The sequence below is a fragment of the Achromobacter sp. 18P8.1.1 genome, assembly GCF_057799415.1.
In genome coordinates, this window is sequence record NZ_JBYOKH010000002.1 from 93,062 (window position 1) to 117,176 (window position 24,115).

The window sequence follows — 24,115 nt, forward strand, 5'->3', positions numbered from 1 at the left end:
GTCACTTTTTCAGTCGGACGACGGCTTGACGCGAATCGTCGGTCTGCGGCAGCGACGCAAGCTCTCCCAAGGTCAGCGGCTTGGTCGGGAAGCGCAGCCGGTAATAGCCCACCTCCTGCGTCGGCACGCCGCGCTCTTCAGCGATGATCTCGGCCACGGTCAGCCCGCAGAAGCGGCCCTGGCAGGGCCCCATGCCGCAACGCAGGAACGCCTTCATCTGATTCGGCCCGCTGCAGCCCAGCTTGACGGTCTCGCGCACCTGCGCGGCCGTGACTTCCTCGCAGCGGCAGACGATGGTGTCACCGACGGGGCGCCGGAAGGCGTCAGGCGCCTTGTAGAGCGCGTCGAAGAACTCGCGGCCCCTCACGGCACGGGCCAACGCGTCGCGCGGCGCCACGGCCGCGCTGTCGCGTTTACGGGCATCGATGCGGCCCAGCAGATGCGCTGCCTGCAACGCGGCAAGACGCCCGCGGTGCTCGGCTGCCAATGCGCCCGCGATGCCGGCGCCATCGCCCGCCATGCCGATGCCGTCGACCGAGGTCAGCCCCCATTCGTCGACCTGCGGTTCCCAACAGTCCAGCGCGTCGTTCCAGCGGTGTTCCACGCCCACCGCGCGCGACAGGTTCACGTTGGGGACCACGCCCTGGTGCAGCATCAGCTGATCGGCAGGCAGCGTCTTCGTGACCCCGCCGGCGGTGTAGCGCACGCTATGCAGCTTGTCTTCGCCCAGCGCTTCCAGCGACGTCACGCCCTTGACGATGGGCACGGCGGCCTTGACGGCGCGCAGCAGCTTCAGCCCTTTACCCAGATAGGGCGACCGCAGGAAACCCCAGACCTTGGACAGCGCCTGGCCCATGCGTCCGGGCGGCGTGGTTTCCAGCAGCGCGTCGATCTTCACGCCGGCGTTCAGGTATTGCCAGGCCACCAGATACAGCAGCGGGCCGCTGCCGGCCAGCACAGTGCGGTCGGCCGGCACCACGCCCGCGGATTTCAGCAGGATCTGCGCCGCGCCCGCCGTAATGACGCCGGGCAGCGTCCAGCCCGGGATGGGAAAGGGACGCTCCTGGGCGCCCGTGGCCAGCAGCAGCCGGCGCGCGTGCACGATGCGCGCCTCGCCCGCCACCGAATACGCCACCTCGAAGCCTTTCTCCGGATGCGGGGCCGTATGTTCCGCCACGGCCCAGACAGTGGCGCCCGGCACATAGCGCGCGCCGGACTGCTGGAAGGGAGCGACCAGCGACGCGCCATGCCAATAGTCTTCGCCCAGGATGCTGCGGTCGGTCACGGGCGTGGTGGTGATGGCCCGATAGATCTGTCCGCCCGGCGCCGGCTGTTCATCCAGCAGCACCGTGTCCACCCCCAAGCCGGCGGCCAGCGTCGCCGCCGCCAGCCCGGCCGGGCCTGCACCCACCACCAGCAAATCGCATTGCGTCGTATCGATCATGCCTGCACCTTGCGCGCGCCCAGTTGGCGCTCGATCTTCATGCCTTCGCGCACGGCCGTCATGCAGCCCTGCTGGTTCGCCTGCCCGTCGATGGTGACCAGGCAGTCGTAGCACACGCCCATCATGCAATAGGGCCCGCGCGGCACCTCGTTCACGGCCGTATCGCGACAGGCCGACACGCCACCGGCGAAGAGAGCCGCCGCCACGCTGTCACCCTGCCGGCATTGCAGTTCGGCCCCGTTGACCGTCACGCGCACCGGCGCGCCTTGCGTCTGGCGCTGCGCCTCGTCAAGCCTCTTGAACATGGAACCTCCGGGTCGAGAAGGGCGCCATGTCATCGGCAAGCTTGCCGGCCACGATCATGGGCGCCAGATTGAGGGCGTGCGCGGCGGCCAGCGTCACGCCGCTGTGACAGGTGGCGACGAAGGCGCCGGGGCACGTTTCGGATTGCTGATAGATCGGGAAGCCGTCCTTGGACATCACGCGCAGCGCCGCCCAACTGCGCACCACGCGGACGTCCCGCAAGGCAGGCAGGGTACGCACGGCGCGATCGGCCAGCGTGCCCAGGATGGGCAGGCCCACCAGGTTGTCCACATAGCCCGCTTCCTCTTGCGAGTCGCCGATCAGCCACGTGCCCTCGTCGGTTTGGCGTAGGGTGGACAGCGGTGTCTCCAGCATGCGGCGCGTGCGTTCCAACACCACGATCTGGCCGCGCTGCGGGCGCACCGGCACATCCAGGCCCACCTGCGCGCCCAGGTCCTTGTTCGACAGGCCCGACGCCAGCACGACCTTGCGCGCACGCACGGTGCCGGCAGGCGTGTCGATATCGAACACGCCGTCGCGCTGCTTGATGCTGCGCGCCGGACGGCGCGGCAGGTAATCCACAACCCGCTGTGCAAAACTCATGTGCAACGCGCGCAGCAGCTTCAGCGGATTGGCGATTCCGTCCACCGGCGTCCACGTCGCGCCCCGCACCTCGGGGCCGATGCCGGGCACCAGGTCCGCGACTTCCGCGCGGTCCAGCAGCTTCCAGTCGTATTGCGCCATGCCGGGCTGCGCCAGCAGGGTCTGCATGAACTTGGCGCGGGCCTCCATCTCTTCATCGCTCAAGAGCGCATGCAGGCCGCCGCGCTGCTCCAGATGCACGTCCACGCCGGTTTCCTCCAGCAGCTGCGCGGCAAGCCGCGGCCAGCCCGAGGCCGACGTCATCGTCCACAGGCCGTAGCGCGGCAGGCCCATGCCCTTGCTCTGCACCCACACCAGCCCGAAGTTGCCGCGCGACGCGCGATACGCCACATCGCCCTCGTCCAGCACCGCCACATGCTCCAGCTCGCGCCGCAAGCCGTAGGCGATCGCGGAGCCCACCAGCCCGCCGCCGATCACCGCGGCGTCATAGATGCCGCGATGCACGGGCGCGCGGGGCGCCAATTCTTTCTCGTCCGTCATTAGCGTCCCTTTCCTACAAACAGCTTTTCCAGGCCGACCACGCGGTCCAGAATGAATATGGCGATGATCGTGACATAGATCAGCACAGCCGACACGGCGGTCACCAGCGGGTCGATGGTGTCTTCGATATGCAGGAAGATGCGTACCGGCAGCGTGGTCGTGGAGGGCGATGCGATGAAGATCGACATCGTCAGCTCATCGAAACTGGTGATGAAGGCGATGACCCAGCCGCTGACCACCCCGGGCAGCAGCAAGGGCAGCACCACGCGGCGAAAGGCCGTCCAGTTCGAGGCGCCCAGCGACTGCGCCGCACGCTCCAGCGCCGGGTCGATGCCGGTGGCCGACGCCAGCACCAGGCGCAGTGCATACGGCATGACCAGGATGACGTGCGCGATCACGAGGCCCACGTAGGTACCTGCCAGGTCTACCGTCGTGAAGAACTTCAGAAAGGCCAGGCCCAGCACCACATGCGGGATCATCAGCGGCGACAGAAAGAAGGCCACCAGCGCCTCACGGCCACGGAAGCGATTGCGGGCCAGCGCCAGCGCGCTGGGCACCGCCAGTGCGATCGCCAGCGTGGCCGACAAGGTGCCCAACCCCAAGCTGAACCAGAACGCCTCGATAAAGCGCGGGTTGTCCAGGATGGCGCGGAACCAGCGCAGTGACAGCCCGCCCGTGGGCAGCGAGATGAAGCCCTCGGAGGTGAACGCCACCGCGCACACCATGACGATGGGCGCCAGGATGAACAGGATGAATACCGCATGGAAGATCAGGCCGATGGGGCCGTTTCGAAATTGCATCTCAGGCTCCCGACTGGTTGAAGACGGCGCCGTACCTGCGCTCGATGATCCGATTGGCCGATAGCAGCACAACCACCGTCGCCAACAGCAGCACCACCGCCAACGCCGCGCCTAACGGCCAGTTCAGCGTGTTCAGGAATTCGTCGTAGGCAGCCGTGGCCACGTTCTTCAACCGGCGCCCGCCAATGATGGCCGGCGTGGCAAAGGAGCTGGCCGCCATCGCGAACACCATGATCGCGCCCGACAGGATGCCCGGCATGACCTGCGGCACGATGACGCGGCGGATCACGGTGAACTGGGTCGCGCCCAAGGACAACGCGGCCGCTTCCGTCGCCGGGTTGATCCGCTGCAGCGACGCCCACACCGAGATCACCATGAACGGCACTAGCACGTGCGTCAGCGCAATGGCCACGCCCAGGTTGCTGTACATCAGGTCCACGGGCGTCGAGATCAGCCCGATACCCATCAAGGCCTTGTTGATCAGGCCGGTGGAGCCGAACAGCAGCGCCCAGCCCAGGGTGCGCACCACCACCGAAATCAAGAGCGGCCCCAGCACCACCATCAGGAACAGCCCCTTCCACGGGTTGGCCATGCGCGACAGCACGTAGGCCTCGGCCGTGCCCAGCACCAGGCAGGCCAGCGTGACGGCGGCCGCCACGCCGAAGGTGCGCGCGTAGATCTCGTAGTAGTAGCCGTCGGTCAGAATCTCGATGTAGTTCTTCCACGTGAACGTGGCCTGCATGCCGCCGTAGAACTGGAAGTCGAAGAAGCTGATCAGGAACACCAGCGCCATCGGCACCACCAGGAAGGTGGCGTACACCACCAGCGCCGGCGCGCTCAGCACCCAGGGGTTGGCGCGCGCGCTCATGACGGGCGGCCTTGCGGCGCGGACGCCACCGTGCACATGTCCTGCGCGCGCCAGCGCAGGTGCACGGTCTCGCCTTCTGCGGGCACCGGCACGCCGTCGTTCTGCCGGATCACCATCACTTCACCCACCGACGTCTCTACCTGGCACAACCAATGGTTGCCCTGGAACACGCGCGTCTTCATGCGACCGGGCAGCGCACAGGCGGCCGGCTCGGAAAACAGGATCTTCTCGGGCCGCACAATCACCGCGCCCTGCGGCACCGGCGCGCCGGCCATCGGAATATGCGCCTCGCCCACGCGGGCGCGCGTCTCGTCGCCGTACTGCTCGGACAGCGGCGTGAACACATTGGCTTTGCCCAGGAAGCCGCCCACGAAATGGCTGGCCGGCCCTTCATACGCCTGGAAAGGGTCCGCCACCTGTTCCACGCGGCCCTGGTTCATCACCACGATGCGGTCCGACAGCGCCAGCGCTTCAGACTGGTCGTGCGTCACCAGAATGGTGGTGGTGCCGATTGTGCGCTGGATGCTGCGCAGTTCCAGTTGCATTTCCTCGCGCAGCTTGGCGTCCAGGTTGGACAGCGGTTCGTCCAGCAACAACACGCTGGGCCGGATGACCAGCGCGCGCGCCAGCGCCACGCGTTGCTGCTGCCCACCGGACATGCGCGCCGGATGGCGGTCCGCCAGATGCGACAGGCCCACCAGCTTCAGCGCGTCAGCCACGCGCGACTCGCGTTCGTCTTTCTTCACCCGCTGCATCTCCAGGCCGAACGACACGTTCTCGGCGGCGGTCATGTGCGGGAACAGCGCGTAGTTCTGGAACACCAGGCCCAGGCCGCGCTTGTTCGCCGGCACGCGGCTGACGTCGCGGCCATCCAGCACGATGCTGCCACCGGAGGGTTCGACAAAACCCGCGATCATCTGCAGGGTGGTCGTCTTGCCGCAGCCCGACGGCCCCAGCAAGGAAATGAACTCGCCCCGGTTCACCGACAGGCTCAGCGCTTCGACGGCGGTCGTGTCGCCGTAGCGTTTGGAGAGGCGGTCCAACACTAGATAGGTCATGAAAGCTCCCGTGGGCGGCGCGCGGCGCCGCCCCGTTTTCACTGCCCGCTGCGCGTCAGCGCTCGATTTCCCGCGTCCAGCGCTTGTTCCAGTCGTCGCGGTTCTGGTTGACCGTGTCCCAATCGATCACGATCAGGTCAGCGGCGCGCTTGCCGATCGGCAGCGGCACGCGGGGGTCGTCTTCCACCTTGGCCTTCTTGTTGACGGGGCCGTAGCCGTAGGCGGACGCCAGCTTTTCCTGCACCTCGGGCGTGACCAGGTACTGCACGAAGGCCTGGGCCAGGGGGTTGGTGGCCGACTTGGCGACCGGGCAGACGGACGACAGCAGGGCGTAGGCGCCCTCCTGCGGATAGACGAAGCCCACCGGGAAGCCGGTGTCGGCAAACGACTTGGCGCGGCCGCTGCCCCACACCGAGATCACGGCCTGGCCGCTGGAGAACAGTTCGGTCATCTTGCCGGGAGACGGCTCGTAGACCAGCACGTTGGGGCCGACCTCGTTCTTGAACGTGGTGAAGCCGGCGTCGATCTTCTTTTCGCTGCCGCCACCTTCGCGCGCGTATTCCACCAGCGCGTGCAGGCCGTAGGTATTGTTCAGCGGCGGGATGACCAGCTGCTTCTTGTACTTGGGGTCCTTCAAGTCCTTCCACGACGTGGGCGGCGCCCACTTCTTTTCGTCGAAGACCTTCTTGTTGTACATGATGCCGGTGGCCACGATACCGATGGCGACGGCCTTGTCGTCCTTGTAGCGGGCAGTGCCGTAGATGTCGTCGGCGGGCAGGCCCTTGATGGGCTCGCAGAATCCCAGCGCGATGGCCTGGTACATGGGGCCGTCGTCGATGATGGCCACGTCGATCTGCTGGTTGCTTTTCTGCGCCTGCAGCCGCGCCACCGTGTTGGTGGAATTACCGGCCACATAGTCCAGCTCCACGCCGTGCTGCTTGGCAAACGGCGGAAAGATGTCCTTGCGCATGATGTCTTCGAATGAACCGCCGTAACCGGCCACCACCAACTTCTGCTGCGCCGCCACGTTGGCGCTGAGCCCGGCGGCCACCGTGGCCGCCGCCAGCACTGCAAGTACCTTGCCCATGAGAACCCCCGATTGTTGGTACACTTTGTCCGTACATGAATGTCCGGACAAATAATGGATCCGACTAGACATCGTTGTCAATCGGTTATTGTCCGTACAAACCCCATATAACAATGCAAGGAGCCCTCCCCATGACCCGATCTTCCGAGCGCGCGGCCGGCCCTGGCGGAGCACGGCAAGCACGCGGCAAACCGGAATCGCAGGCGCCGGACGCCGACGCGGGCGGCCCTCGTTACAAGAGCATCTTTCAAACGCTTTCTCAGGACATCAGCACGGGCCGCTACCCCGTCATGACGCTGCTGCCCACCGAGCACGAGCTCTGCGACCAGTTCAACGCCAGCCGCCACACCATCCGCGAAGCCATCCGCATGCTGACGGTGGCCGGCATGGTCTCGCGCCGGCCCGGCGTCGGCACCCGCGTCGAAACCGCCCGCGCCAGCACCCGGTTCACGCAGCGCATCTCGCAATTCCCCGACCTCCTTCAATACGCGCGCAATGCGGCGCTGCTGGTGCAGGATGTGCGCACCATCAAGCTGCCCAAGCGGCTGGCGGAAGCGCTGGGCTGCGCGGCCGACAAATCCTGGCTGCATATCAACTCCATCAAGACCCTGGACGACCAGGACACCGCAGCGGCCAGCACGCTGATCTACGCCGACCCCGAACACTCGGACGTGCGCGTCGAGGTCAAGTCGCGCATCTCGCTGCTGCGCCTGATCGAAGACCACTTCGGCGACCGCATTACCGAGGTCAACCAGGAGTTCTCGGCCACGCCCATCAACGCCACGATCGCCAAGCAGCTCAAGGTCGAACCCAAGACGGCGGGCTTCGTCATCACCCGCCGCTACTACGGCGACGGCGGCCTGCTGCTGCTGGCCACCATCACCACCTTCCCGCACGACAAGATGAAGTATTCGATGACGCTCAACGTGGGGTAACGGGCGCGAAACCGTAGGCGGCAAGCGCGGCCTCCCCGCTAACCTTGCCGTCCGCCAGGTCCCGCTCGATGCGTGCCCGGCTCCGCTCGGCGGGCGCGCCATACCCGCCACCACCCGGCGTTTCGATGCGCACGCTGTCGCCTGGCGCCAGGGCGATATTGGCCGTCTTGGAAAACAGTTCTTCCGCCTGCGGCGTGCCGAAGTTGCGGATGAGCCGCGCACGGCGTCCGTCGCCACCGCCATCCACGCCCGCCGCCACCCCCACCGTGTGGCTGTCCGACCGCGCCGAAAACACGATGCCCGGTCCCACCGCGCGGATCTGTTTCGCAATCGCCAGGCCGCCGCGCGTGCGCCCCACGCCGCCCGAATCCGGAATCATCGCGTACTCGTCCATCAGCAGCGGATACTCGTTCTCCAGTGCTTCGACGGGAAGGTTGGACGTGTTGGTCATGTGCACATGCACCGCGTCCATACCGTCGACATCGAACCGCGCGCCCGCGCCGCCGCCCAGCGTTTCCAGGTACACGAAATGCCCGGCGCGTTCGCGCCAGCGTCCCGAAAACACGATGGCGGGGCAGCAATCGTTGCTGGACGCCATGGTCTTTTCCGGCGGCAGCAAGCCGCGGAACGCGCCGAAGATCGCGCCGGCCACCTTCTGCGCCGTGATGGATCGCGCCCCCACCGCCGCCGGGTGTTCCGGGTTGGTGATGGTGCCTATCGGCGCCGACACGGTGATGGGGTCGAACAGCCCCGCGTTGGGCGCCAGGTCCGGATCCAGCATGGCTTTGACGGCGTAATACACGCAAGCGCGCAGGGCATTGAACGGCAGGTTCATCGCGCCGCGCGCCTGCTTGCCCGAACCGTCAAAATCGAAATGCAGGTTGTCGTGGCGCACGGTCAGCGTCACCTGTATCGGCACCGGCTCGCCGCCCATGCCGTCGTCGTCCAGATCGCTACGGAAGGTGTAGCTGCCTTGCTGCAGCTCCGCGATGCGGTTGAGCAGGCGGCGGCGCGTGTAGGCGATCACGTCGTCCACCGAGCGCAGCACCGCCTCCAGCCCCATCTGCCGGATCAAGCCTTGCACCGCCGCCGCGCCGCGGCGGTTGGTGGCCATCTGCACGCGCAGGTCCAGCACGCGCTCCTCAGGGTCGCGGGTGTTGGCGCAGATCAGGCGCAGCATGTCCTCGTCCGTTTCGCCGCGGCGGGCGATGCGGCACGCAGGAATGCGGATGCCTTCCTCGAAAATGGATTTCAGCCCGCCCGCGATCGATCCCGGCACCGCGCCGCCCACGTCGGAATGGTGCGCGATATTGGCCGCGAAAAAGCGCAGCACGCCTTCCCAGAACACGGGCGTGACGATGTTGATGTCCGGCAGATGGCTGCCGTCGGCCAGATAGGGGTCGTTGCAGATGAAGACGTCGCCGTCGCGGATGTCATCGGTCTTGAACGTGCGCAGGATCGCGCCCATCGCGCCGTCCAGCGAACCCAGATGCAGCGGAATCTGCGTGCCCTGCGCCACCAGCCGGCCGGACGCGTCGAACAAGGCCACCGAGCAGTCCTTGCGCTCTTTGATGTTGGTCGAGAACGAGGCGCGCACCAGCGTGTTGTTCATGTCCTCGGTGATGGACAGCAGGCGGTTGCAGAACACCTCCATGCCGATGGGGTCGGCCAGCGCGATGCTGGAGCCGGAATGATCGGGCGTAGTCATGCGTCGCCTCCTTGCAAACGGATGATCAGATTGCCGTAGTCGTCCACGCTTGCGTGCTGGCCGACGCCGACAACGGTCGTGGAACTCATTTCCTCAAGCAGGGCAGGGCCGGTAAAGCGCGCGCCGGTGGGCACGCGGTCGCGGTCGTACACGGGCGTCTCCCGCCAGCCGTGCACCGGGCCGAAGTAGGCCTTGCGCTGGCCCAGCCGGGCGTCTTCCAGCGCGCCGCCGATATGGCGCGGCGAAAGCGGCGCCTTCACCACCTGGCCCACGGCCTGCATGCGGCAGTTGATGATCTGCACCTTGCGGTCATCCACCGTGTAGCCGTATTCGCGTTCGTGCGCGTCGGCGAAGCGGCGCGCGAATTCCGCGTGGCCGCCCACGCCGGTGTCGTCCAGGCTGACCTGCACTTCAAAGTTCTGGCCCTCGTAACGCGCGTCGATAGCGCTATGGCACACGCGCAGCGCGGGGTCCACGCGCTCCTCGGCCAACCAGCTTTCGGCCTGCGCGCGCAGCCCCTCGAAGATGGCCGCGATCGCGGGCCACGTGTCTTCGCCCGCCAGCGAGATCTCGCTACGCACGAAGTCGAACGAGATATCGCTGAGCAGGATGCCGCGCGCGCACATGGTGCCCGGTTCCTGCGGCACGATCACGACCGGGATGCCGCATTCCTCCGCGACTTCCACCGCGTGCAAGGGCCCTGCGCCGCCGTAGGCATACAGCGCGAAGTTCGACAGGTCGTAGCCGCGCTCGGTGGACACCGCACGAATCGCGCGGCTCATGTTTGCCGCCGCGATGCGCAATATCCCTTCGGCCGCGGATTCCAGATCCAGCCCCAGCGGCTTGGCCACGCGCTGCTCGATCACCTGCCGCGCCGCCTCCGCGTGCACCGGCATGCGGCCGTTCAGCAGCGCCACCGGGTTCAGCCGCTGCAAGGCGATCTCGGCGTCGGTGATGGTTGGCTCCTGGCCGCCGCGGCCATAGCCCACCGGCCCGGGAACCGCGCCCGCGCTGTGCGGACCCACTTTCAGCGCGCCGGCATCGTCCAACCACGCAATACTGCCGCCGCCCGCGCCGATCACATGGATGTCCACCATCGGCGTCTTCACCGGATAGCCCGCCACATGGCGATGCGAGGTGAACAGCGGGCGGCCATCACACACCAGCGACACGTCCGTGCTGGTGCCGCCCACGTCGAAGGTAACCAGGTTCAGGCTGCCGATGGCGCGCCCCACGGCGGCCGCGCCCACCACGCCCGCCGCCGGCCCGGACAGGCAGGTCCGTACCGGATACTGGCGCACCGTGGCGATCGACATCAGGCCGCCGTTGGAGTGGATGGTGTGCGGTTCGTGGCCGATGTCCAGGTCGCGCACCCGCTGCAGGAAGCGTTCCAGATAACGCGCCATCTTCGGTCCCACCGCGGCGTTGAGCACCGTGGTGGACAGGCGCTCGTATTCGCGGAATTCGGGCAGCACGTCGGATGACTGGCTGATGTAGACGCCAGGCATGGCGTCGGCCACAATCTGCGCGGCGCGGCGCTCGTGTTCAGGATTACGGTATGCATGCAGGAAGCAGATCGTCACGGCCTCGATGCCGGCCGCAGCGAACTGGCGCGCCGCCGCCAGCACCTGCGCGTCGTCCAGTGGCGTCAGCACTTCGCCCGCCGCGTTTACCCGCTCGTCGACTTCGATGCGGAATTCGCGCGGCACGGCCACGGGCGGCTTGCCCACGCTGTAGTCGTACAGATGCGGCCGGGTCTGACGGCCGATCTCCAGCACGTCTCGAAAGCCACGCGTGGTGATCAGCCCGACGCGTGCGCCCTTGCGTTCGATGATGAGGTTGGTGGCGACCGTCGTGCCGTGCCCCACGTGCGACACCTGCGACGGCGGCACACCGTGGTCGGCGAGCATCTGCCCGATGCCCGTGGCGATGGCTTCCGAGGGATCGTGCGGCGTGGACGGCACCTTGTGAAAGTGCACCACGCCAGCGTCCTCGTCGATCATCGTGAAATCGGTAAACGTGCCTCCGACGTCTATCCCTATGCGATACATATCGTTCATTCCAAAAAGAGTCTTGCCATGCCACCCGGACAAACCGTGCGGCAACAGAAGTCCCGACCGCGGCGCGTGCCAGCGGGTCTGATGCCCCGGCGCGTGTTGACTACCGGCGGCGCAAACGGGTCGGGAAGGGTCAGTCCAGGCGAATGTCGGCCTTCTTCACCACCTGGCACCACTTGCTGATTTCGTCCTTGATCATCGTGCCGAATGCCGGTCCCGCCACGTCCGAGACCTGGGCGCCTTGCTGCTCCAGATAAGTCTTCATGGCGGGCGCGTGCAGGGTCTGCACCAGGCCGTCGGTAAGCTTTGCGCGCAGCGGTTCGGGCAGGCCGGCTGGCGCCAGCATGCCGAACCACACCATGGCCTCGTAGCCCGGATAGCCGGATTCCGCCACGGTCGGCACATCGGGCAACATCGGCGAACGCTGCGGCGAGGTCACCGCCAGCGCCTTGATCTTGCCGTCCTTGATGTACGGGTAGGACGTCATCACCACGTCCACCATCATGTTGATCTGGCCGCCGACCAGATCGATCAGCGCGGGGCCCGAACCGCGGTAGGGCACGTGCACCATGGACACGCCGGCGGTGGTCTTGAAGAGTTCCGCCGCAAGGTGGTTGGACGTGCCCTGGCCGTTGGACGCGAAGGAGTACTTCTCGGGGTCCTTCTTCAACAGCGCCACGAACTCCGGCAAGGTGTTGGCAGGCACCGACTGGTTGACCGACATCACGTTGGGAATCGTGGCCACCACGGTCAGCGGCGTGAAGTCCTTCACCGCGTCGTAAGGCAGCTTGGAATACACGCACGGCGCGCTGCCGTGCGTGCTGACCGAGCCCATCAGGATGGTGTAGCCGTCGGCCGGCTGCCGGGCGACGTACTCGGTGCCCACGGTGCCGCCTGCGCCAGGTCGGTTTTCGACGATGACGTTGGCGGACAGGCGCTGGCCCAGTCCTTCGGCCACCTTGCGCGCGATCAGGTCGGTGGACCCGCCGGCCGCGAACGGCACCACGATGCGAATCACTTTATCCGGCCAGGCGGCGCTGGCCGATCCGGCTGCCGCAAACAACGCGACCCCGGCGGCAATGCGACAGCAACTGCGTATCAGCCCTTGGTTCATGGCTTGGTTTCCCCTTGTTGATAGAACTTCCTTGTGGCCGGATCATGCGTGTCCGGCCTTGGTTCGCTGCAACAACAAGGCCATGCTAGGCCTGCGGGTTCAATGACAGCAGCCCTACAGGTTTATATTTGTATAACTGCCATTTATAGGTGTGCGGCCGTGAAGAATCCGGACTTGAATCTGCTTCTGCATTTCGATGCCCTGATGGCGTGCCGCAACGTGTCACGGGCGGCCGAGCAATTGAACATCAGCCAGCCGGCGATGAGCGCGGCGATGAACCGGCTGCGCCAGCTGTTCGGCGACCCCTTGCTGGTGCGCGAGGGCGGCGCGTGGCAGCCCACGTTGCGGGCGATGGAGCTGCATCAGAATTTCAAGCCGTTCCTGGAAAGCTGGCACCGCGCCACGCGCACCCGCGAGGCTTTCGACCCGGCGCATTCGTCGCGCACGCTGACGTTCTATGCCACGGACTATGTGCAGTTCACACTGTTGCCCAAGCTGATCCCGCGGCTGGCGGTGGACGCGCCGCACTTCCAGTTGCAGATCGTGCCGGCGCGCCCGCAGCACGGCCTGAGCATGCTGGACACGAATCACGTGGAATTGATCGCAGGCTATTTTCCGGATCCGGCCCCGGATCTGCGCACGCGTTTCCTGTACCAGGAGCCGGCGGTCTGCATCGTGCGCGAAGGGCATCCGTGCCTGCGAAAGCGTTGGAACCTGGATGCCTATCTGCGCTATGGCCACCTGGACCTGGCGGCGCACACGCGCTATTTCAGCACCGCAATCGACCGCATCCTGATGGGACAGAACCGCAGCCGCAAGATCGTGGCGACGTTGTCCAGCTATCTGGTCTGCCCGTTCATCGTGGAAGGTTCGGACCTGATCGCGACGATGCCGGTCAGCATCGCGCGTGCGATGACGGGCGCGGCACGCATCGTCACGTTGAAGGTACCGCTGACACTGCCGCCGATCGCCGTGTCGCTGTACTGGCACGAGCGCTATCAGGACGACCCCGCGCACGCCTGGCTCAGGCAGTACCTGGCCGGCGTGCTGGGGTAGGCGCGGCGCTTATTTCAGCGGCAGGCAGATGCGCGTCTGCAATTGCGCGGGCGGGGTGGTACGGGGGTCGTTCATGTATTGCTCGAACATGGGGAAGTCGGCCGGCACCATGCCGCTGGCGGGCAGCCATTCCGAGAACAGCCAGTTATAGGGCTTGCCCATTTCGTTGTAGGGGCCGGTGTAGGTAAGCATCGCGCAGCGGCCGGCCGGGATCTCGAAGCGTTCCAGTTCGCCGCCCAATTCCGCATCGGGTGCAACCGGCATGCCGGCCAGCGAACGCAGCTGGCTTTCCGGCACTTGTTCGGGGTCGTCGAAGTACACGCCGAAGCCGACGGTCGCCGGGTTGGCGATACCCCGGCCGATGGCCAGCATGAAGGCGCGGCTGAAGACGGTACCAATTTCTTGATAGCTGCCGCGGTGCGGCAGCGCGGCCAGCGTGACGCCGGGGAAGTGTTCGATGGCAACGGGGTACATGGCAAGCTCCTGGGAGTCGAGGGGTTGGGAGCGCGCCGCCCGGTACCGGCCCGGCGAAATGCCGAAGACGGCGCCGAACGCCCGGTTGAACGCGGCGTCGGATTCGTAGCCGGCGCGTTGCGCAACGTCCCTCAACGGTGCCTGCGACCCCGCCAATGCAACCGCGGCGCGATGCATGCGGATGCGCTGGACGGTGGCGTTGACGGTTTCCCCCATCATGGCGCGGTAGACGCGATGGAAGTGATAGGGGGACAGGCAGGCCAGGTCAGCCAGACGGTGCAGGTCAGGGTCGGCGTCCGGGTGAGCGGCCAGCCAGCGCAGGACGGGGTCGAGGCGTTGGGAGTAGAGGGTTCGGGTTTCGGGCTTCATGCTTGCTCCTTGGAGGGCAATGTAGCTTTGGGGGGTTTGCAGATTTTGCGGTTTTTCTTGGGGGGTGGTGGGGTTTCTTTTTGTGCCTGATGTGTTTTTGGGTCGTGCAGGGGGGTGTTCTTTTGACGCCTGGCGTGGTGGCTGCCGGCGGGGCGCGGGTCAACGATTGCGGTCCGGAGCCTTCGCTCCGGACTGCCCCGTCGTCATCTTCGTTGTTGCCTGCGGCAACTGCCTTCAGATTCCCTCGGGCTTATCGACTCCCCGCGCCCCGCCGGCAGCCACCACACCAGGCTCCGTCAATGGCAATCTCGCGTCAGCTGGGGCGGATTTCTTGCTTGGGGTTCTCACCACGAACGGGGGATGGTGGAGGATCTTGCGGGGCCCGCCCCAGGCCGGCCGCGCGGGCGGCCTTTTGGGGCTTACGCGGTGTCTTGCGTCGGAGGGATGCAGGTACGTGCCCTCGAAGGCCGTTGGGTGTCTTGGGTCGTTGAGTTGTTGGACCGTTGAATCGTTGATTCGTCGCTGCGTTGATCCGTTGCCACGTCGGTGTGTTGACCCGTTGTTGCGCCGATCCGTCGACCCATCGCTACGTCGATCCGCCGACCCGCGGCTGCGTTGCTCCGTTGACCCGCCGCTACGTCGATCCGTCGACCCATCGCTGCGTCGAGTCGTTGATCGGTCGATCCGTTCACCCGTAGGATGGGTGGAGCGCGTTCCGGTCGGGTTATTGCGACGATGCGGAACGCGCGTAACCCATCATGCTTGCGGGATCAATATCCGCCGCGCAATCAATACCCGCGCTGCGGGTCGTAGATGTTCGGCAATGCTTCGCCGCGCTCGTTGGCCTCGATCAGCAATGCGGTGTGTCTCGCGCGTTCCTTGCGGTCGGGGATCGCGGCGCAATGCGGCGTGATGATGATGCCGGGGTGGGTCCACAGCGGGGAGTCTTCGGCCAGCGGTTCTTGTTCGAACACGTCGAGCACGGCTTGCTGCAGTTGGCCGCTGTCCAGGGCGTCAATGACGTCTTGGGTGACCATGTGCGATCCACGGCCGGCGTTGATCAGGCTGGCGCCGCGGGGCAATTGCGATAGCGTGGCGGTGTTGAGGATGCCCTTGGTGGCGTCCGTGGCGGGCAGCAGGCAGACGAGGAGGTCGGTGCCTGCCAGGAATTCACCGAACTGCTCCTGGCCGGCGTAGGAGGGCAGGCCTTCCAGCGTGCTGGCGCCGCGTGACCAGCCGGTGACGGGGAAGCCGACGCGGGTCAGGAGTTGGGCGGCGGCGATGCCCAGATGGCCCAGGCCCATGATGCCCACGCGCATGTCGGCGGCAACGCGCAGGGAGTCGAACAGCTCCCAGTGGCGGCGCGCCTGGTTGTCCACAACCCGCTTGATGTCGCGCGTCAGCATCAGCGCGGAGGTCAGCACGAACTCGGCCATTTCGGTGCGGGTGCGGGCCGTGACCATGCGGGCGATGGACAGGTGGCGCGGCAGGTGCGGGTCGGCCAGGATGTGGTCAACGCCAGCGCCGGCGCTGATGATGAGTTTCAGGTGGGTGAAGGTGGCCAGACGGCCGGCGTCGGGGGCCCAGACCAGGGCGTAGTCGACGGTGGCGGGGTCGATGTCTTCATGCCAGCCCACCACGTCCAGGTCGGGTGCGAACGCGCGGAACTGCTCGCGCCACGCGTCGATCGCGGATGGGCCGCCGGAATTGATGATGAGCCGCATGCGGATCTTTCCCCTGTCTGCGGGCGCGCCAGGCGCCCAGGCTGTGCGCGGTGCGCGCCTGCGGTTTATCCACAGGCGGCGCGCCGCAAGATCTTATCAACGTTCGACAGTGCGGTTCCAGCGCGCGTTGAATGCGGGCCGAGTCGTGTTGATCTGATCCCAGTCCAGGATCTTGGCATTTTCCATGTAGCCCTGGAAGCGCTTGAGCGCGTCGGCGTTATCCGCCTGCGCCTGGACGTTCTTGTTGGACGGGAAGTGCCCGCCCATTTCCAGCGCTTTCGCCTGGGCGCTGGCCGACAGCAGGTACAGCGCCAGTTTCTGCGACAGTTCCGGTTCGCTGTTCTTGGCGATGACGCATTCGCCCACCATCAGGATCACCGAGCCTTCCTTGGGCTGCGCGTATTCCACCGGGATGTCGCGCTTCTTCAAGCGGGCGATCGCCGTGGGCGTCAGCGGGAAGATGGCGGCCTCGTTGGACTGGATCATCTCGGCCAGCTTGGCCGAATTGGGGATGTATTCCAGCACGTTGGGGCCGATGGTCTCGGGCCACTTCTTGAAGCCCGGCTCGTAGTTCTTGTCGTCGCCGCCCTGGATGCGGTTGAACATCAGGAAGCCGTGCAGGCCGAAGGTGCTGCCGGAGGCCGACTGGAACACGACCTTGCCCTTGTACTTCGGGTCGGCCAGGTCCATCCACGACGTGGGCGGCGCCCAGCCGCGGTCGGCGAACATCTTGGTGTTGTAGCCCAGGCCCGTCATGCCGATGTCGATGCCGGCCGCCATGCGATCCTTCATCACGGCGGTGGGGTACAGCTCTTTCAGCACGGGGTCGTCGTTCAGCTGTTCGCACAGGCCCATCGAGATCGCGCGCGCCATGATGCCGTCATCCAGGAACATGACGTGCATCTGCGGCTTATCCTTGTAGGCCTGCGCTTTCGCCAGCACGTCCGTCGAGGTGCCCGGCACCACGACGATCTTCACGTTGTTGGCTTTCTCGAAATCCGGGAACACGTACTGCGTGAAGGCGCGCTCCATGTCGCCGCCGTTCATGCCGACGTACAGCGTCTTCTGCTGCGCCATGGCGCCCGCGGACAGCAACGTCATCATCGCCGCGCCCAGCAGCCACTTCCCCTTGCTCAGGCGCGATGCGCCCTGTTTCTTATCCATCATGGTGACTCCAGCGTTTGCTCACGAACACTCTCAGGCCGGCCCGCGGCGCCGTGAGCGGCGGCCGTGTACCGTTCAATGCGGAAGGCATCGATAGGAATGGAGGACTGGCCGCGCACGACCAGTTCGGACAGCACTTCGCCCACGGCGGGGCCGATCTGGAAACCCGCCCCCGACAGTCCGAAGGCGTGGAACAGGCCGGGCACGGTGGCGCTCGGCCCCAGCACCGGGTTGTGGTCGGGCATGTTTCCCTCCACGCCCGTCCAGAATCGGATGACTTGCGCACCGCGCAACACCGGCAGCAGTTTTGTGGCGTTGGCCATCAGCGTGCCCAGCCCGGCGCGGCCCGGCCGCGCGAAATCGGGATCGGACGACACGCCGCGGCCCCCGCCGATGACGCAGTTGCCGCGCGCCACCTGGCGCGCATAGATTCCGCCGCCCTGTATGCCTAGGCTGACGCTCATGAATACCGGCAACGGTTCGGTCACCATCATCAGCGGATGAATGGAGGTTTCGGGCACGGGCTCGCCGAAGCCTTCGGCAAAGCGTCCGGCCCACGCCCCCGCGCAATTGAGCAAGAAGCGCGACCGCACTTCCAGCCCGTCGTCCGTGCGCAGGATGAAGCGCGCGCCATCATGTTCCGCGGAAGCTACGCGTACGCCTTCGCGCACGTCCGCACCCAAGGCCCCGGCCGCGCGCCCGAAGGCGGGCGACACCAGACGCGGATTCGCATGACCGTCGTCGGGGCAGAACGACCCGCCCGCAACATGCTCGCCCAGCCAGCCGAAGCGGCGCGCCAGGGCGCGGCGGTCAAGCATTTCCAGATGCATGCCAAAGCCCCGCGTGCGTTCGCGGTAGGCCTCCAGCAATGCCATGTCGGCCTCCGACGCCGCAAGCTTCAAATGGCCCGAACGCACGTACTCGCCGTCGATGCCGATCAGCGCCGGCAACTGGCCCCAGAGTTCGTGCGCGCGCTGCGTCAGCGGCATCTGCTCGATCCCGCGGCCCTGGCGGCGCACGCCGCCGTAGTTCACGCCGCTGGCGCGTGCGCCGCACAGCCCGGCTTCCAGCAGCACGACGGGCACGCCCTGACGGCGCAGGAACAGCGCCGCGCTGCCGCCGACGATGCCCCCGCCGATGATGGCGACTTCGGTATCGATACGCTGCGTCATGACGGCACCTTTTCCCGGCGTTCCAGGCACACCACGCGCACCGGCACGGGTTTGACGGGCGGCTGGTTGCGCAGGCGCCCGACCTCGGCAGGCGAGCGGCCGCATGCATGGGCCAGCACCTCGGCCGCGGCCGCGCCACACATGCGGCCCTGGCAGCGGCCCATGCCCACGCGCGTCAGCGCCTTCAAGCGGTTCAGTTCCTGCGCGGCCGTGTCGTTGACGGCCTGGCGCAACGTGCCGGCCGTGACTTCCTCGCAGCGGCAGACAACCGTGTCGTCGGCAATGCCTTGGGCCCAATCTTCGGGAAAGGGGAACGCGCGCTCCAGCGCCGTGCGCAGGCGGCTGTTGGCAGCCAGTTGCGCTTCCAGAGTACGGGCGCGCTGCGCATCATGCGGATGATCGATATCTTCCAGCAGCGCCAGCGCGGTGCGTTCGCCCGCCAGTTCCGCGGCATCCGCCCCGGCGATCGCGGCGCCGTCGCCCGCCACGTACACGCCCGGCACGCTGCTGCGGCCGGCGGCGTCGCGGCGCGGTGTCCAGTTCCGGTCACGCGTATTGAATTCGAATTCGCAGCCGGCAAGGCTGGCCAGCTGGGTTTCGGAACGCAATGCCAGCCCATAGGCCAGGGCATCGCATTCGACCGTGTGCGTGCGTGCGCCCTGGCGATAGGTCAGCCCCGTCACGCGTTCCTTGCCTTGCACCGCTACCGGCCGCACGCCGCTACGCAACGGCACGCCATGCGCGCGCAGCCACGCCATGTAATACAGCCCCTTGGCCAGCAGGCCGGGTGCGCGCAACATGCCCGGCACGGCCGCACGGCGGTCGGCCGCGCGCGACGTATCTAGCACCGCGGCCACCTGCGCACCGGCCTTGGCATATTGATACGCCACCAGATACAGCAAAGGGCCCGTGCCCAGAAAGACGACTCGCGCGCCGATGGCGCAGCCCTGGTACTTCAAGGCTACCTGCGATCCGCCCAGGGTGTAGACGCCTGGGGTCAGCCAACCGGGAAAGGGCAGCACGCGGTCGGTGGCGCCCGTGGCCAGGATCAGGTGCGTGTACGGTACTGCCGTGCTGACCCCGTCCTGTAGGACGTCCAGCGTCTTGCCGTCCACGTTCCACACCAGGCTGCCGGGGCGGTAGTCCACCTGCGGTAGCAAGCCGGCCATGGCGCGGTGCACGGCGTCGGCCTTGCGGTGCTCGAAGCCGTACAGTTCCTGCTTGGAGCGTTGGAATCCCTGGGGCGGCTGCCGGTAGATCTGGCCGCCTGCGCGCGGCGCTTCATCCAGGACCACGGGCCGCAGGCCCTGCGCCACCAGCGTTTCGGCCGCGCGCACGCCTGCCGGTCCGGCGCCGACGATAACGGGCATCACCATGCTCATGGCGCGTCGTCCTCGGGCCACGCCGCGGCGGCCAGCGTGCCGGGCGCCGCAGCAGGCGCGAGCGGCGTGGTCTGCAGGCGCATGCCCGGCTCGATCATCGTGGAACACGCGCGCACGCGCGACCCGTCTTCCAGCTGCATCCAGCAGTCCTGGCAGGCGCCCATCATGCAGAAGCCCGCGCGCGGGGCGCCGCCAAATTCCGAATGGCGTACGCGGTCGGCTTGCGTCAGCACGGCGGTCAGCACCGTGTCGCCGGCCAGGGCCGTACAGGCCTGGCCGTCCAGCTTGAACGGAACGGGGGGCCGGGCCGTTTCGGCCAGGCGTTTCAGTATTGCCATGATGCCGGCGCCTCTCTCTTCGCCGTAAGCGGACGCTTCATTTCTGTCCCACCAGCACACGGTCCAGGCCATACACGCGGTCCAGCAGCAGCATGGTGACCGCGGTCAGCCCGATGACCAGCGCGGATACGGCCGCCATCATCGGGTCGATGGATTCGGTGGCGTACATGTACATGCGCACGGGCAGCGTGATGGTCGACGGCGCGGTAATGAACACCGACATCGTCAGTTCATCGAAACTGTTGATGAAGGCCAGCAACCAGCCGCCCGACACGCCCGGAATGATCAGCGGCAGCGTCACCTGGAAGAACACCGTGGCGCGGCTGGCCCCCAGCGACAGCGCGGCGTGTTCGATGGACCGGTCAAAGCCGACCAGCGCGCCGATCACCAGCCGCATGACGTACGGCGTGATGACCACGACGTGCGCGGCCACCAGCCACGGGAAGCTGCCTGCCATGCCCATCAGCGCGAAAAAGCGCAGCAAGGCCACGCCCAGCACCAGATGCGGGATCATCAGCGGCGACAGGAACAGGCCGTTCAGCACGTCGCGCCCGGGAAAGCGGTAGCGCGTGATGGCAATCGCCGCGGGCACCGCCAGGCACACCGCGATGGTGGCCGACAGGAACGCCAGCCACAGGCTGTTCTGGAAGGCCTGCATGAAATTGGGGTGGTCGAACACGGCGCGGAACCAGCGCAGTGAAAAGCTCGTGGTCGGCACCGTGAGCGTCGTGTCCGGCGTGAACGCCACCAGGCACACGATGACCAGCGGCGCCAGCACGAACGCCACCACCAGGAAATTGAACGCCAGCGCGATAGGACCGTTCTTCTGCATGTCGATGCTTTCCGTGTTGACGGGCCCTAGCCCAGGCTGCGGCGGTAGGAGCGTTCCACGACGCGGTTGTACGCCATCATGATGATCACGTTCACCACCAGCAGCACGATCGCGATGGCCGCGCCCAGCGGCCAGTTCAGCTCGGTCAGGAATTCGTCGTACACGACGGTTGCCACCATCTTCAGGCGGCGTCCGCCCAGCAACGCGGGAATCGCGAATGAGCTTGCCGACAGGCCGAATACGATCAGGCTGCCCGACAGGATGCCCGGCATCGCCTGGGGCAGCACGATGCGCGTCAGGGTCTGGAAGCGCGACGCGTTCAGCGACAGCGCGGCGTGTTCCACCGTGGGGTCCAGCTTCTGCAGGGACGTCCAGATGGGGATGACCATGAAGGGCAGCATCACGTGCACCAGGCCGATGATGACGGCGGTGGGCGTGTACAGCAGCGGCCCCAGCCCCAACGCGGCGGCCGCGCGGCCGATGGCCCCGCTCGGGCCCAGCAGCATGCTCCAGCCGAAGGCGCGCACCACCAGCGAAATCAACAGCGGCGACAGCACCACCAACAGGAAGATCGAGCGCCAGGGCTTGCCCATGCGCGACAGGATGTAGGCCTCGGGCGCACCGATCAGCACGCAGATCAGCGTGGTGACGCCCGCGATCCAGAACGTGCGCCAGAAGATTTCCAGGAAATAGCTGTCGGTGACGACCGCCAGATAGTGTTCGATGGTCAGGCCGGGCAGAACGCCCGCGCCATAATCGAACGGGCGGAAAGACAGCACGAAGGTCAGCGCCAGCGGCGTCAGCACCAGCGTCAAAAAGACGATGGCCAGCGGGATGGAGCCCAGGATGGCAAGCAGCCCTTCATTGCGCGGCTGGGGCCCGGTGGCGGCGCCCGGTTGCGTCAGCGTCGCCATGTCAGGCCTCTTCCTGCGCGGGCGCGCGCAGCACGCGCAAGACGCCTTCGGCCCAGTCCAGGCCGATGGCCTCGCCGTCGTCGTGCGGACGGCGGCCGTCGTTGGGCGTGAGCACGGTCAGTGCGCCCACCGGCGAATCCAGGTCGTACATCCACTGGCTGCCCAGGAAATAGCGCGTGTTGACGACACAGGACAGCTTGCCTTGGCCCGCCGGCACCGGCACCAGCTTTTCGGGGCGCAGCGACAGCTGCACGTTATCCCCATGGCGCAGGCCTTCGCCGTCCACCACGACGCGCAGGGCGCCGGTCTCGATTTCGGCCTGCGCGCCGCAGCGCGTGACGCGGCCCGCCAGCAGATTGGTCTTGCCCACGAAACGCGAAATGAACTCGGTCTGCGGATGCTCGTACATGCGGAAGGGCGCATCCACCTGCGTGGCGCGGCCGTCCTGCATCACCACGACGCGGTCGCTGATCGACAGCGCTTCGGCCTGGTCATGCGTGACCATCACCGTCGTCGTGCCGATCTTCTTCTGGATGCTGCGCAGTTCGAACTGCATCTCTTCGCGCAGCTTGGCGTCCAGGTTGGACAACGGTTCGTCCAGCAGCAGCACGGGCGGCCGGATGACCAGCGCGCGCGCCAGCGCCACGCGTTGGCGCTGGCCGCCGGAGAGCTCGCGCGGAAAGCGGTCGGCATGCTTGTCCAGCTTCACCAGCGCCAGCGCTTCGCGCACGCGCGCCTGGCGCTCGGCGCGTTCGACGTTGCGCATCTTCAGGCCAAAGGCCACGTTGTCGGTGACGGTCAGGTGGGGGAACAGCGCGTAGCTCTGGAACACGATCCCCAGGCCGCGCGTGTTCGGCTTGGCGTGGGTGATGTCGCGCCCGTCCAGCGTGATGGTGCCCCGGGTCACGTCGGCAAAGCCGGCGATCATCTGCAACGTCGTCGTCTTGCCGCAACCGGACGGTCCCAGCAGCGAGACGAACTCGCCTTGTTCAACCGCCAGGCTCAAGTCGGAAACGACGCGCAGGTCGCCATAGTTCTTGGAGACGTTGTCCAGCCGCAGAAATGACATATTCCAAACCCCGTAGCCCGTCAGAGGCCGTGCGCCCCAGGGTGGCCCCTTCACGGGCGCCCTGGCGGCTTATTCGATGAGGCAGTCTAGGTTTGGCCAAAACCTGGGGTCAATTAGGGTTTTCCGAAGAATCGAATTTTTTATCTAATAATTCCATTCAATCGAATTTCTTGATAAAAACGTGTCTAGTAATTTTGATTATCGGAACCCAAGAATGAAGAAATCAGAAACCAGCGACGATTCCGCCGGCCAGGGCGTCTTGCAGCGGGCCTTTGCCGTCCTGCGCGTGCTGGCCGACGCCAAAGGGGAAAAGCTGCGCCTGACCGACATCGCAGCCCGCACCGGCCAGGCGCAGGCAACGGTGCATCGCGTGCTGCAAGGGTTGATGCAGGAAGGCGTGGTGGAGCAACCCGCCCAAAGCAAGGGTTACCAGCTCAGCGTGGCGTTCTTCTCGCTGGCGGCAGCTGCCGGCACGCACCAGTCCAGCCTGCGCTCGCTGTACCGGCCTGCCTTGCTGCGCTTGTCGGGCATGCTCAACGACACGATCTTCCTGTTGGTGCGCAGCGGTTTCGACGCGGTCTGCGTGGACCGCGTCGACGGCGCCTTCCCGGTGCGCTCGCACACGGGCGACATCGGTGGTCGCGTGCCGCTGGGCATGGGTCAGGGCGGCCTGGTACTGCTGGCCGGCCTGCCCGAAGCCGAACGCGAAGAGGTCATCCGCTTCAACATCCCGCGGCTGCACCACCTGGGTTTCGTGGACGAGATCTCGATGCGCGTGCGCATCCGCGAATGCCTGGAGCTTCGATACGCGCGCAGCCAGGGGCAGGGCGTGTTTCCCAACATCGCCGGGCTGGCGGTGCCGGTCTACGACGCCAACGGCGTGACGGTGGCGGCGCTGAGCGTGGCCGCGCCCATCGAACGCATCAATGACGAGCGCCTGCCGCTGATCGTGGAAATGCTGCGCCGCGAGGCCGACGCCATCGGCGCGCAGATCAACCCGTTCGACCCGGCGCTACGGCGCCCGAGCCAGTTCCTGGGTGCGGGAAACGCCGGGTAAGGGGTGGCCCACGAAGGCGCCGACGCTGACCGGTAGGATGGGTGAAG

22 protein-coding genes are annotated in these 24,115 nt (G+C 66.6%); 3 read left to right on the forward strand and 19 right to left on the reverse strand.

Annotated features, from left to right (window positions below):
* Position 1: 1 nt before the first annotated feature.
* Genes AC27VE_RS02220 through AC27VE_RS02250 form a run of 7 tightly spaced genes read right to left on the reverse strand, consistent with a single transcriptional unit; the run spans position 2 to position 6,703 of the window.
* Positions 2–1,444 carry an FAD/NAD(P)-dependent oxidoreductase gene (locus tag AC27VE_RS02220; RefSeq protein WP_488702950.1) on the reverse strand — a complete coding sequence of 481 codons (1,443 nt, stop codon included), beginning with the start codon at positions 1,442–1,444 and terminating at the stop codon, positions 2–4.
* Entirely contained in the window at positions 1,441–1,749 is a 309-nt protein-coding gene (locus AC27VE_RS02225) for a (2Fe-2S)-binding protein (protein WP_006227750.1), read from the reverse strand. Before AC27VE_RS02225 ends, AC27VE_RS02220 begins: the two co-directional genes overlap by 4 nt.
* A complete protein-coding gene (locus AC27VE_RS02230; RefSeq protein ID WP_488702951.1) occupies positions 1,733–2,890 on the reverse strand; it encodes an NAD(P)/FAD-dependent oxidoreductase in 1,158 nt (385 codons plus the stop codon). The genes AC27VE_RS02225 and AC27VE_RS02230 overlap by 17 nt, the downstream gene beginning before the upstream one ends.
* Entirely contained in the window at positions 2,890–3,690 is an 801-nt protein-coding gene (locus tag AC27VE_RS02235) for an ABC transporter permease (protein WP_006227748.1), read from the reverse strand. Before AC27VE_RS02235 ends, AC27VE_RS02230 begins: the two co-directional genes overlap by 1 nt.
* A 1-nt stretch (position 3,691) precedes the next feature.
* The gene (locus AC27VE_RS02240; RefSeq protein ID WP_088589861.1) at positions 3,692–4,558 is read right to left on the reverse strand and encodes an ABC transporter permease; all 867 of its coding nucleotides are present in this window, start codon (positions 4,556–4,558) and stop codon (positions 3,692–3,694) included.
* Complete coding sequence (locus AC27VE_RS02245; protein WP_424624749.1) at positions 4,555–5,616, reverse strand: ABC transporter ATP-binding protein; 1,062 nt, start codon at positions 5,614–5,616, stop codon at positions 4,555–4,557. Before AC27VE_RS02245 ends, AC27VE_RS02240 begins: the two co-directional genes overlap by 4 nt.
* 55 nt (positions 5,617–5,671) lie before the next feature.
* Positions 5,672–6,703 carry an ABC transporter substrate-binding protein gene (locus AC27VE_RS02250; RefSeq protein WP_006227745.1) on the reverse strand — a complete coding sequence of 344 codons (1,032 nt, stop codon included), beginning with the start codon at positions 6,701–6,703 and terminating at the stop codon, positions 5,672–5,674.
* A 131-nt stretch (positions 6,704–6,834) separates the two neighbouring features.
* On the opposite strand from AC27VE_RS02250, the gene AC27VE_RS02255 reads away from it, so the two are divergent.
* The gene (locus AC27VE_RS02255; RefSeq protein ID WP_006227744.1) at positions 6,835–7,638 is read left to right on the forward strand and encodes a GntR family transcriptional regulator; all 804 of its coding nucleotides are present in this window, start codon (positions 6,835–6,837) and stop codon (positions 7,636–7,638) included.
* Here AC27VE_RS02255 and AC27VE_RS02260 read toward each other — a convergent pair.
* From AC27VE_RS02260 to AC27VE_RS02270, 3 genes are all read right to left on the reverse strand, one after another.
* Positions 7,625–9,346, reverse strand: coding sequence for a hydantoinase B/oxoprolinase family protein (locus tag AC27VE_RS02260; RefSeq protein WP_488702952.1), 1,722 nt, complete (start codon positions 9,344–9,346; stop codon positions 7,625–7,627). The two genes, AC27VE_RS02255 and AC27VE_RS02260, sit on opposite strands and share 14 nt — an antisense overlap.
* Entirely contained in the window at positions 9,343–11,397 is a 2,055-nt protein-coding gene (locus AC27VE_RS02265; RefSeq protein ID WP_488702953.1) for a hydantoinase/oxoprolinase family protein, read from the reverse strand. Before AC27VE_RS02265 ends, AC27VE_RS02260 begins: the two co-directional genes overlap by 4 nt.
* A gap of 139 nt (positions 11,398–11,536) precedes the next feature.
* Entirely contained in the window at positions 11,537–12,517 is a 981-nt protein-coding gene (locus AC27VE_RS02270; RefSeq protein ID WP_006227741.1) for a Bug family tripartite tricarboxylate transporter substrate binding protein, read from the reverse strand.
* Positions 12,518–12,691: 174 nt separating this feature from the next.
* Here AC27VE_RS02270 and AC27VE_RS02275 point away from each other — a divergent pair, with 174 nt between their 5' ends.
* A complete protein-coding gene (locus tag AC27VE_RS02275; protein WP_006227740.1) occupies positions 12,692–13,573 on the forward strand; it encodes a LysR family transcriptional regulator in 882 nt (293 codons plus the stop codon).
* Between the two features lie 9 nt (positions 13,574–13,582).
* Here AC27VE_RS02275 and AC27VE_RS02280 read toward each other — a convergent pair whose 3' ends face one another.
* The 9 genes from AC27VE_RS02280 to AC27VE_RS02320 all read right to left on the reverse strand — a co-directional run bounded on the left by AC27VE_RS02280 (position 13,583) and on the right by AC27VE_RS02320 (position 23,011).
* Positions 13,583–14,416, reverse strand: a complete 834-nt coding sequence (locus AC27VE_RS02280; RefSeq protein WP_488702954.1) for an AraC family transcriptional regulator — start codon at positions 14,414–14,416, stop codon at positions 13,583–13,585.
* A 788-nt stretch (positions 14,417–15,204) separates the two neighbouring features.
* Positions 15,205–16,140, reverse strand: coding sequence for a 2-hydroxyacid dehydrogenase (locus AC27VE_RS02285; RefSeq protein WP_488702955.1), 936 nt, complete (start codon positions 16,138–16,140; stop codon positions 15,205–15,207).
* 96 nt (positions 16,141–16,236) lie between these two features.
* Entirely contained in the window at positions 16,237–17,307 is a 1,071-nt protein-coding gene (locus tag AC27VE_RS02290; protein WP_035214210.1) for an ABC transporter substrate-binding protein, read from the reverse strand.
* The gene (locus tag AC27VE_RS02295; protein ID WP_427959429.1) at positions 17,304–18,476 is read right to left on the reverse strand and encodes an NAD(P)/FAD-dependent oxidoreductase; all 1,173 of its coding nucleotides are present in this window, start codon (positions 18,474–18,476) and stop codon (positions 17,304–17,306) included. The genes AC27VE_RS02290 and AC27VE_RS02295 overlap by 4 nt, the downstream gene beginning before the upstream one ends.
* Positions 18,473–19,858 carry an FAD/NAD(P)-dependent oxidoreductase gene (locus tag AC27VE_RS02300; protein WP_488702956.1) on the reverse strand — a complete coding sequence of 462 codons (1,386 nt, stop codon included), beginning with the start codon at positions 19,856–19,858 and terminating at the stop codon, positions 18,473–18,475. The genes AC27VE_RS02295 and AC27VE_RS02300 overlap by 4 nt, the downstream gene beginning before the upstream one ends.
* Positions 19,855–20,196 carry a (2Fe-2S)-binding protein gene (locus AC27VE_RS02305; RefSeq protein ID WP_488702957.1) on the reverse strand — a complete coding sequence of 114 codons (342 nt, stop codon included), beginning with the start codon at positions 20,194–20,196 and terminating at the stop codon, positions 19,855–19,857. The genes AC27VE_RS02300 and AC27VE_RS02305 overlap by 4 nt, the downstream gene beginning before the upstream one ends.
* Positions 20,197–20,233: 37 nt before the next feature.
* Positions 20,234–21,028 (reverse strand): ABC transporter permease, encoded by a 795-nt coding sequence (locus AC27VE_RS02310; RefSeq protein ID WP_006227733.1) that lies wholly within the window; start codon positions 21,026–21,028, stop codon positions 20,234–20,236.
* Between the two features lie 26 nt (positions 21,029–21,054).
* A complete protein-coding gene (locus AC27VE_RS02315) occupies positions 21,055–21,942 on the reverse strand; it encodes an ABC transporter permease (protein WP_315140040.1) in 888 nt (295 codons plus the stop codon).
* 1 nt (position 21,943) lies between these two features.
* Positions 21,944–23,011 (reverse strand): ABC transporter ATP-binding protein, encoded by a 1,068-nt coding sequence (locus AC27VE_RS02320; RefSeq protein ID WP_006227730.1) that lies wholly within the window; start codon positions 23,009–23,011, stop codon positions 21,944–21,946.
* Positions 23,012–23,225: 214 nt separating this feature from the next.
* Here AC27VE_RS02320 and AC27VE_RS02325 point away from each other — a divergent pair, with 214 nt between their 5' ends.
* A complete protein-coding gene (locus AC27VE_RS02325; protein WP_006227729.1) occupies positions 23,226–24,068 on the forward strand; it encodes an IclR family transcriptional regulator in 843 nt (280 codons plus the stop codon).
* Positions 24,069–24,115 lie beyond the last annotated feature (47 nt).

Bases quoted from the DNA above. Each gene is read 5' to 3' on its own strand.
- AC27VE_RS02285 (WP_488702955.1), bottom strand. From the start codon at position 16,140: ATGCGGCTCATCATCAATTCCGGCGGCCCATCCGCGATCGACGCGTGG.
- AC27VE_RS02240 (WP_088589861.1), bottom strand. From the start codon at position 4,558: ATGAGCGCGCGCGCCAACCCCTGGGTGCTGAGCGCGCCGGCGCTGGTG.
- AC27VE_RS02265 (WP_488702953.1), bottom strand. From the start codon at position 11,397: ATGTATCGCATAGGGATAGACGTCGGAGGCACGTTTACCGATTTCACG.
- AC27VE_RS02305 (WP_488702957.1), bottom strand. From the start codon at position 20,196: ATGGCAATACTGAAACGCCTGGCCGAAACGGCCCGGCCCCCCGTTCCG.
- AC27VE_RS02235 (WP_006227748.1), bottom strand. From the start codon at position 3,690: ATGCAATTTCGAAACGGCCCCATCGGCCTGATCTTCCATGCGGTATTC.
- AC27VE_RS02280 (WP_488702954.1), bottom strand. From the start codon at position 14,416: ATGAAGCCCGAAACCCGAACCCTCTACTCCCAACGCCTCGACCCCGTC.
- AC27VE_RS02295 (WP_427959429.1), bottom strand. From the start codon at position 18,476: ATGACGCAGCGTATCGATACCGAAGTCGCCATCATCGGCGGGGGCATC.
- AC27VE_RS02320 (WP_006227730.1), bottom strand. From the start codon at position 23,011: ATGTCATTTCTGCGGCTGGACAACGTCTCCAAGAACTATGGCGACCTG.
- AC27VE_RS02260 (WP_488702952.1), bottom strand. From the start codon at position 9,346: ATGACTACGCCCGATCATTCCGGCTCCAGCATCGCGCTGGCCGACCCC.
- AC27VE_RS02270 (WP_006227741.1), bottom strand. From the start codon at position 12,517: ATGAACCAAGGGCTGATACGCAGTTGCTGTCGCATTGCCGCCGGGGTC.
- AC27VE_RS02315 (WP_315140040.1), bottom strand. From the start codon at position 21,942: ATGGCGACGCTGACGCAACCGGGCGCCGCCACCGGGCCCCAGCCGCGC.
- AC27VE_RS02255 (WP_006227744.1), top strand. From the start codon at position 6,835: ATGACCCGATCTTCCGAGCGCGCGGCCGGCCCTGGCGGAGCACGGCAA.
- AC27VE_RS02250 (WP_006227745.1), bottom strand. From the start codon at position 6,703: ATGGGCAAGGTACTTGCAGTGCTGGCGGCGGCCACGGTGGCCGCCGGG.
- AC27VE_RS02300 (WP_488702956.1), bottom strand. From the start codon at position 19,858: ATGAGCATGGTGATGCCCGTTATCGTCGGCGCCGGACCGGCAGGCGTG.
- AC27VE_RS02325 (WP_006227729.1), top strand. From the start codon at position 23,226: ATGAAGAAATCAGAAACCAGCGACGATTCCGCCGGCCAGGGCGTCTTG.
- AC27VE_RS02230 (WP_488702951.1), bottom strand. From the start codon at position 2,890: ATGACGGACGAGAAAGAATTGGCGCCCCGCGCGCCCGTGCATCGCGGC.
- AC27VE_RS02220 (WP_488702950.1), bottom strand. From the start codon at position 1,444: ATGATCGATACGACGCAATGCGATTTGCTGGTGGTGGGTGCAGGCCCG.
- AC27VE_RS02225 (WP_006227750.1), bottom strand. From the start codon at position 1,749: ATGTTCAAGAGGCTTGACGAGGCGCAGCGCCAGACGCAAGGCGCGCCG.
- AC27VE_RS02310 (WP_006227733.1), bottom strand. From the start codon at position 21,028: ATGCAGAAGAACGGTCCTATCGCGCTGGCGTTCAATTTCCTGGTGGTG.
- AC27VE_RS02290 (WP_035214210.1), bottom strand. From the start codon at position 17,307: ATGATGGATAAGAAACAGGGCGCATCGCGCCTGAGCAAGGGGAAGTGG.
- AC27VE_RS02245 (WP_424624749.1), bottom strand. From the start codon at position 5,616: ATGACCTATCTAGTGTTGGACCGCCTCTCCAAACGCTACGGCGACACG.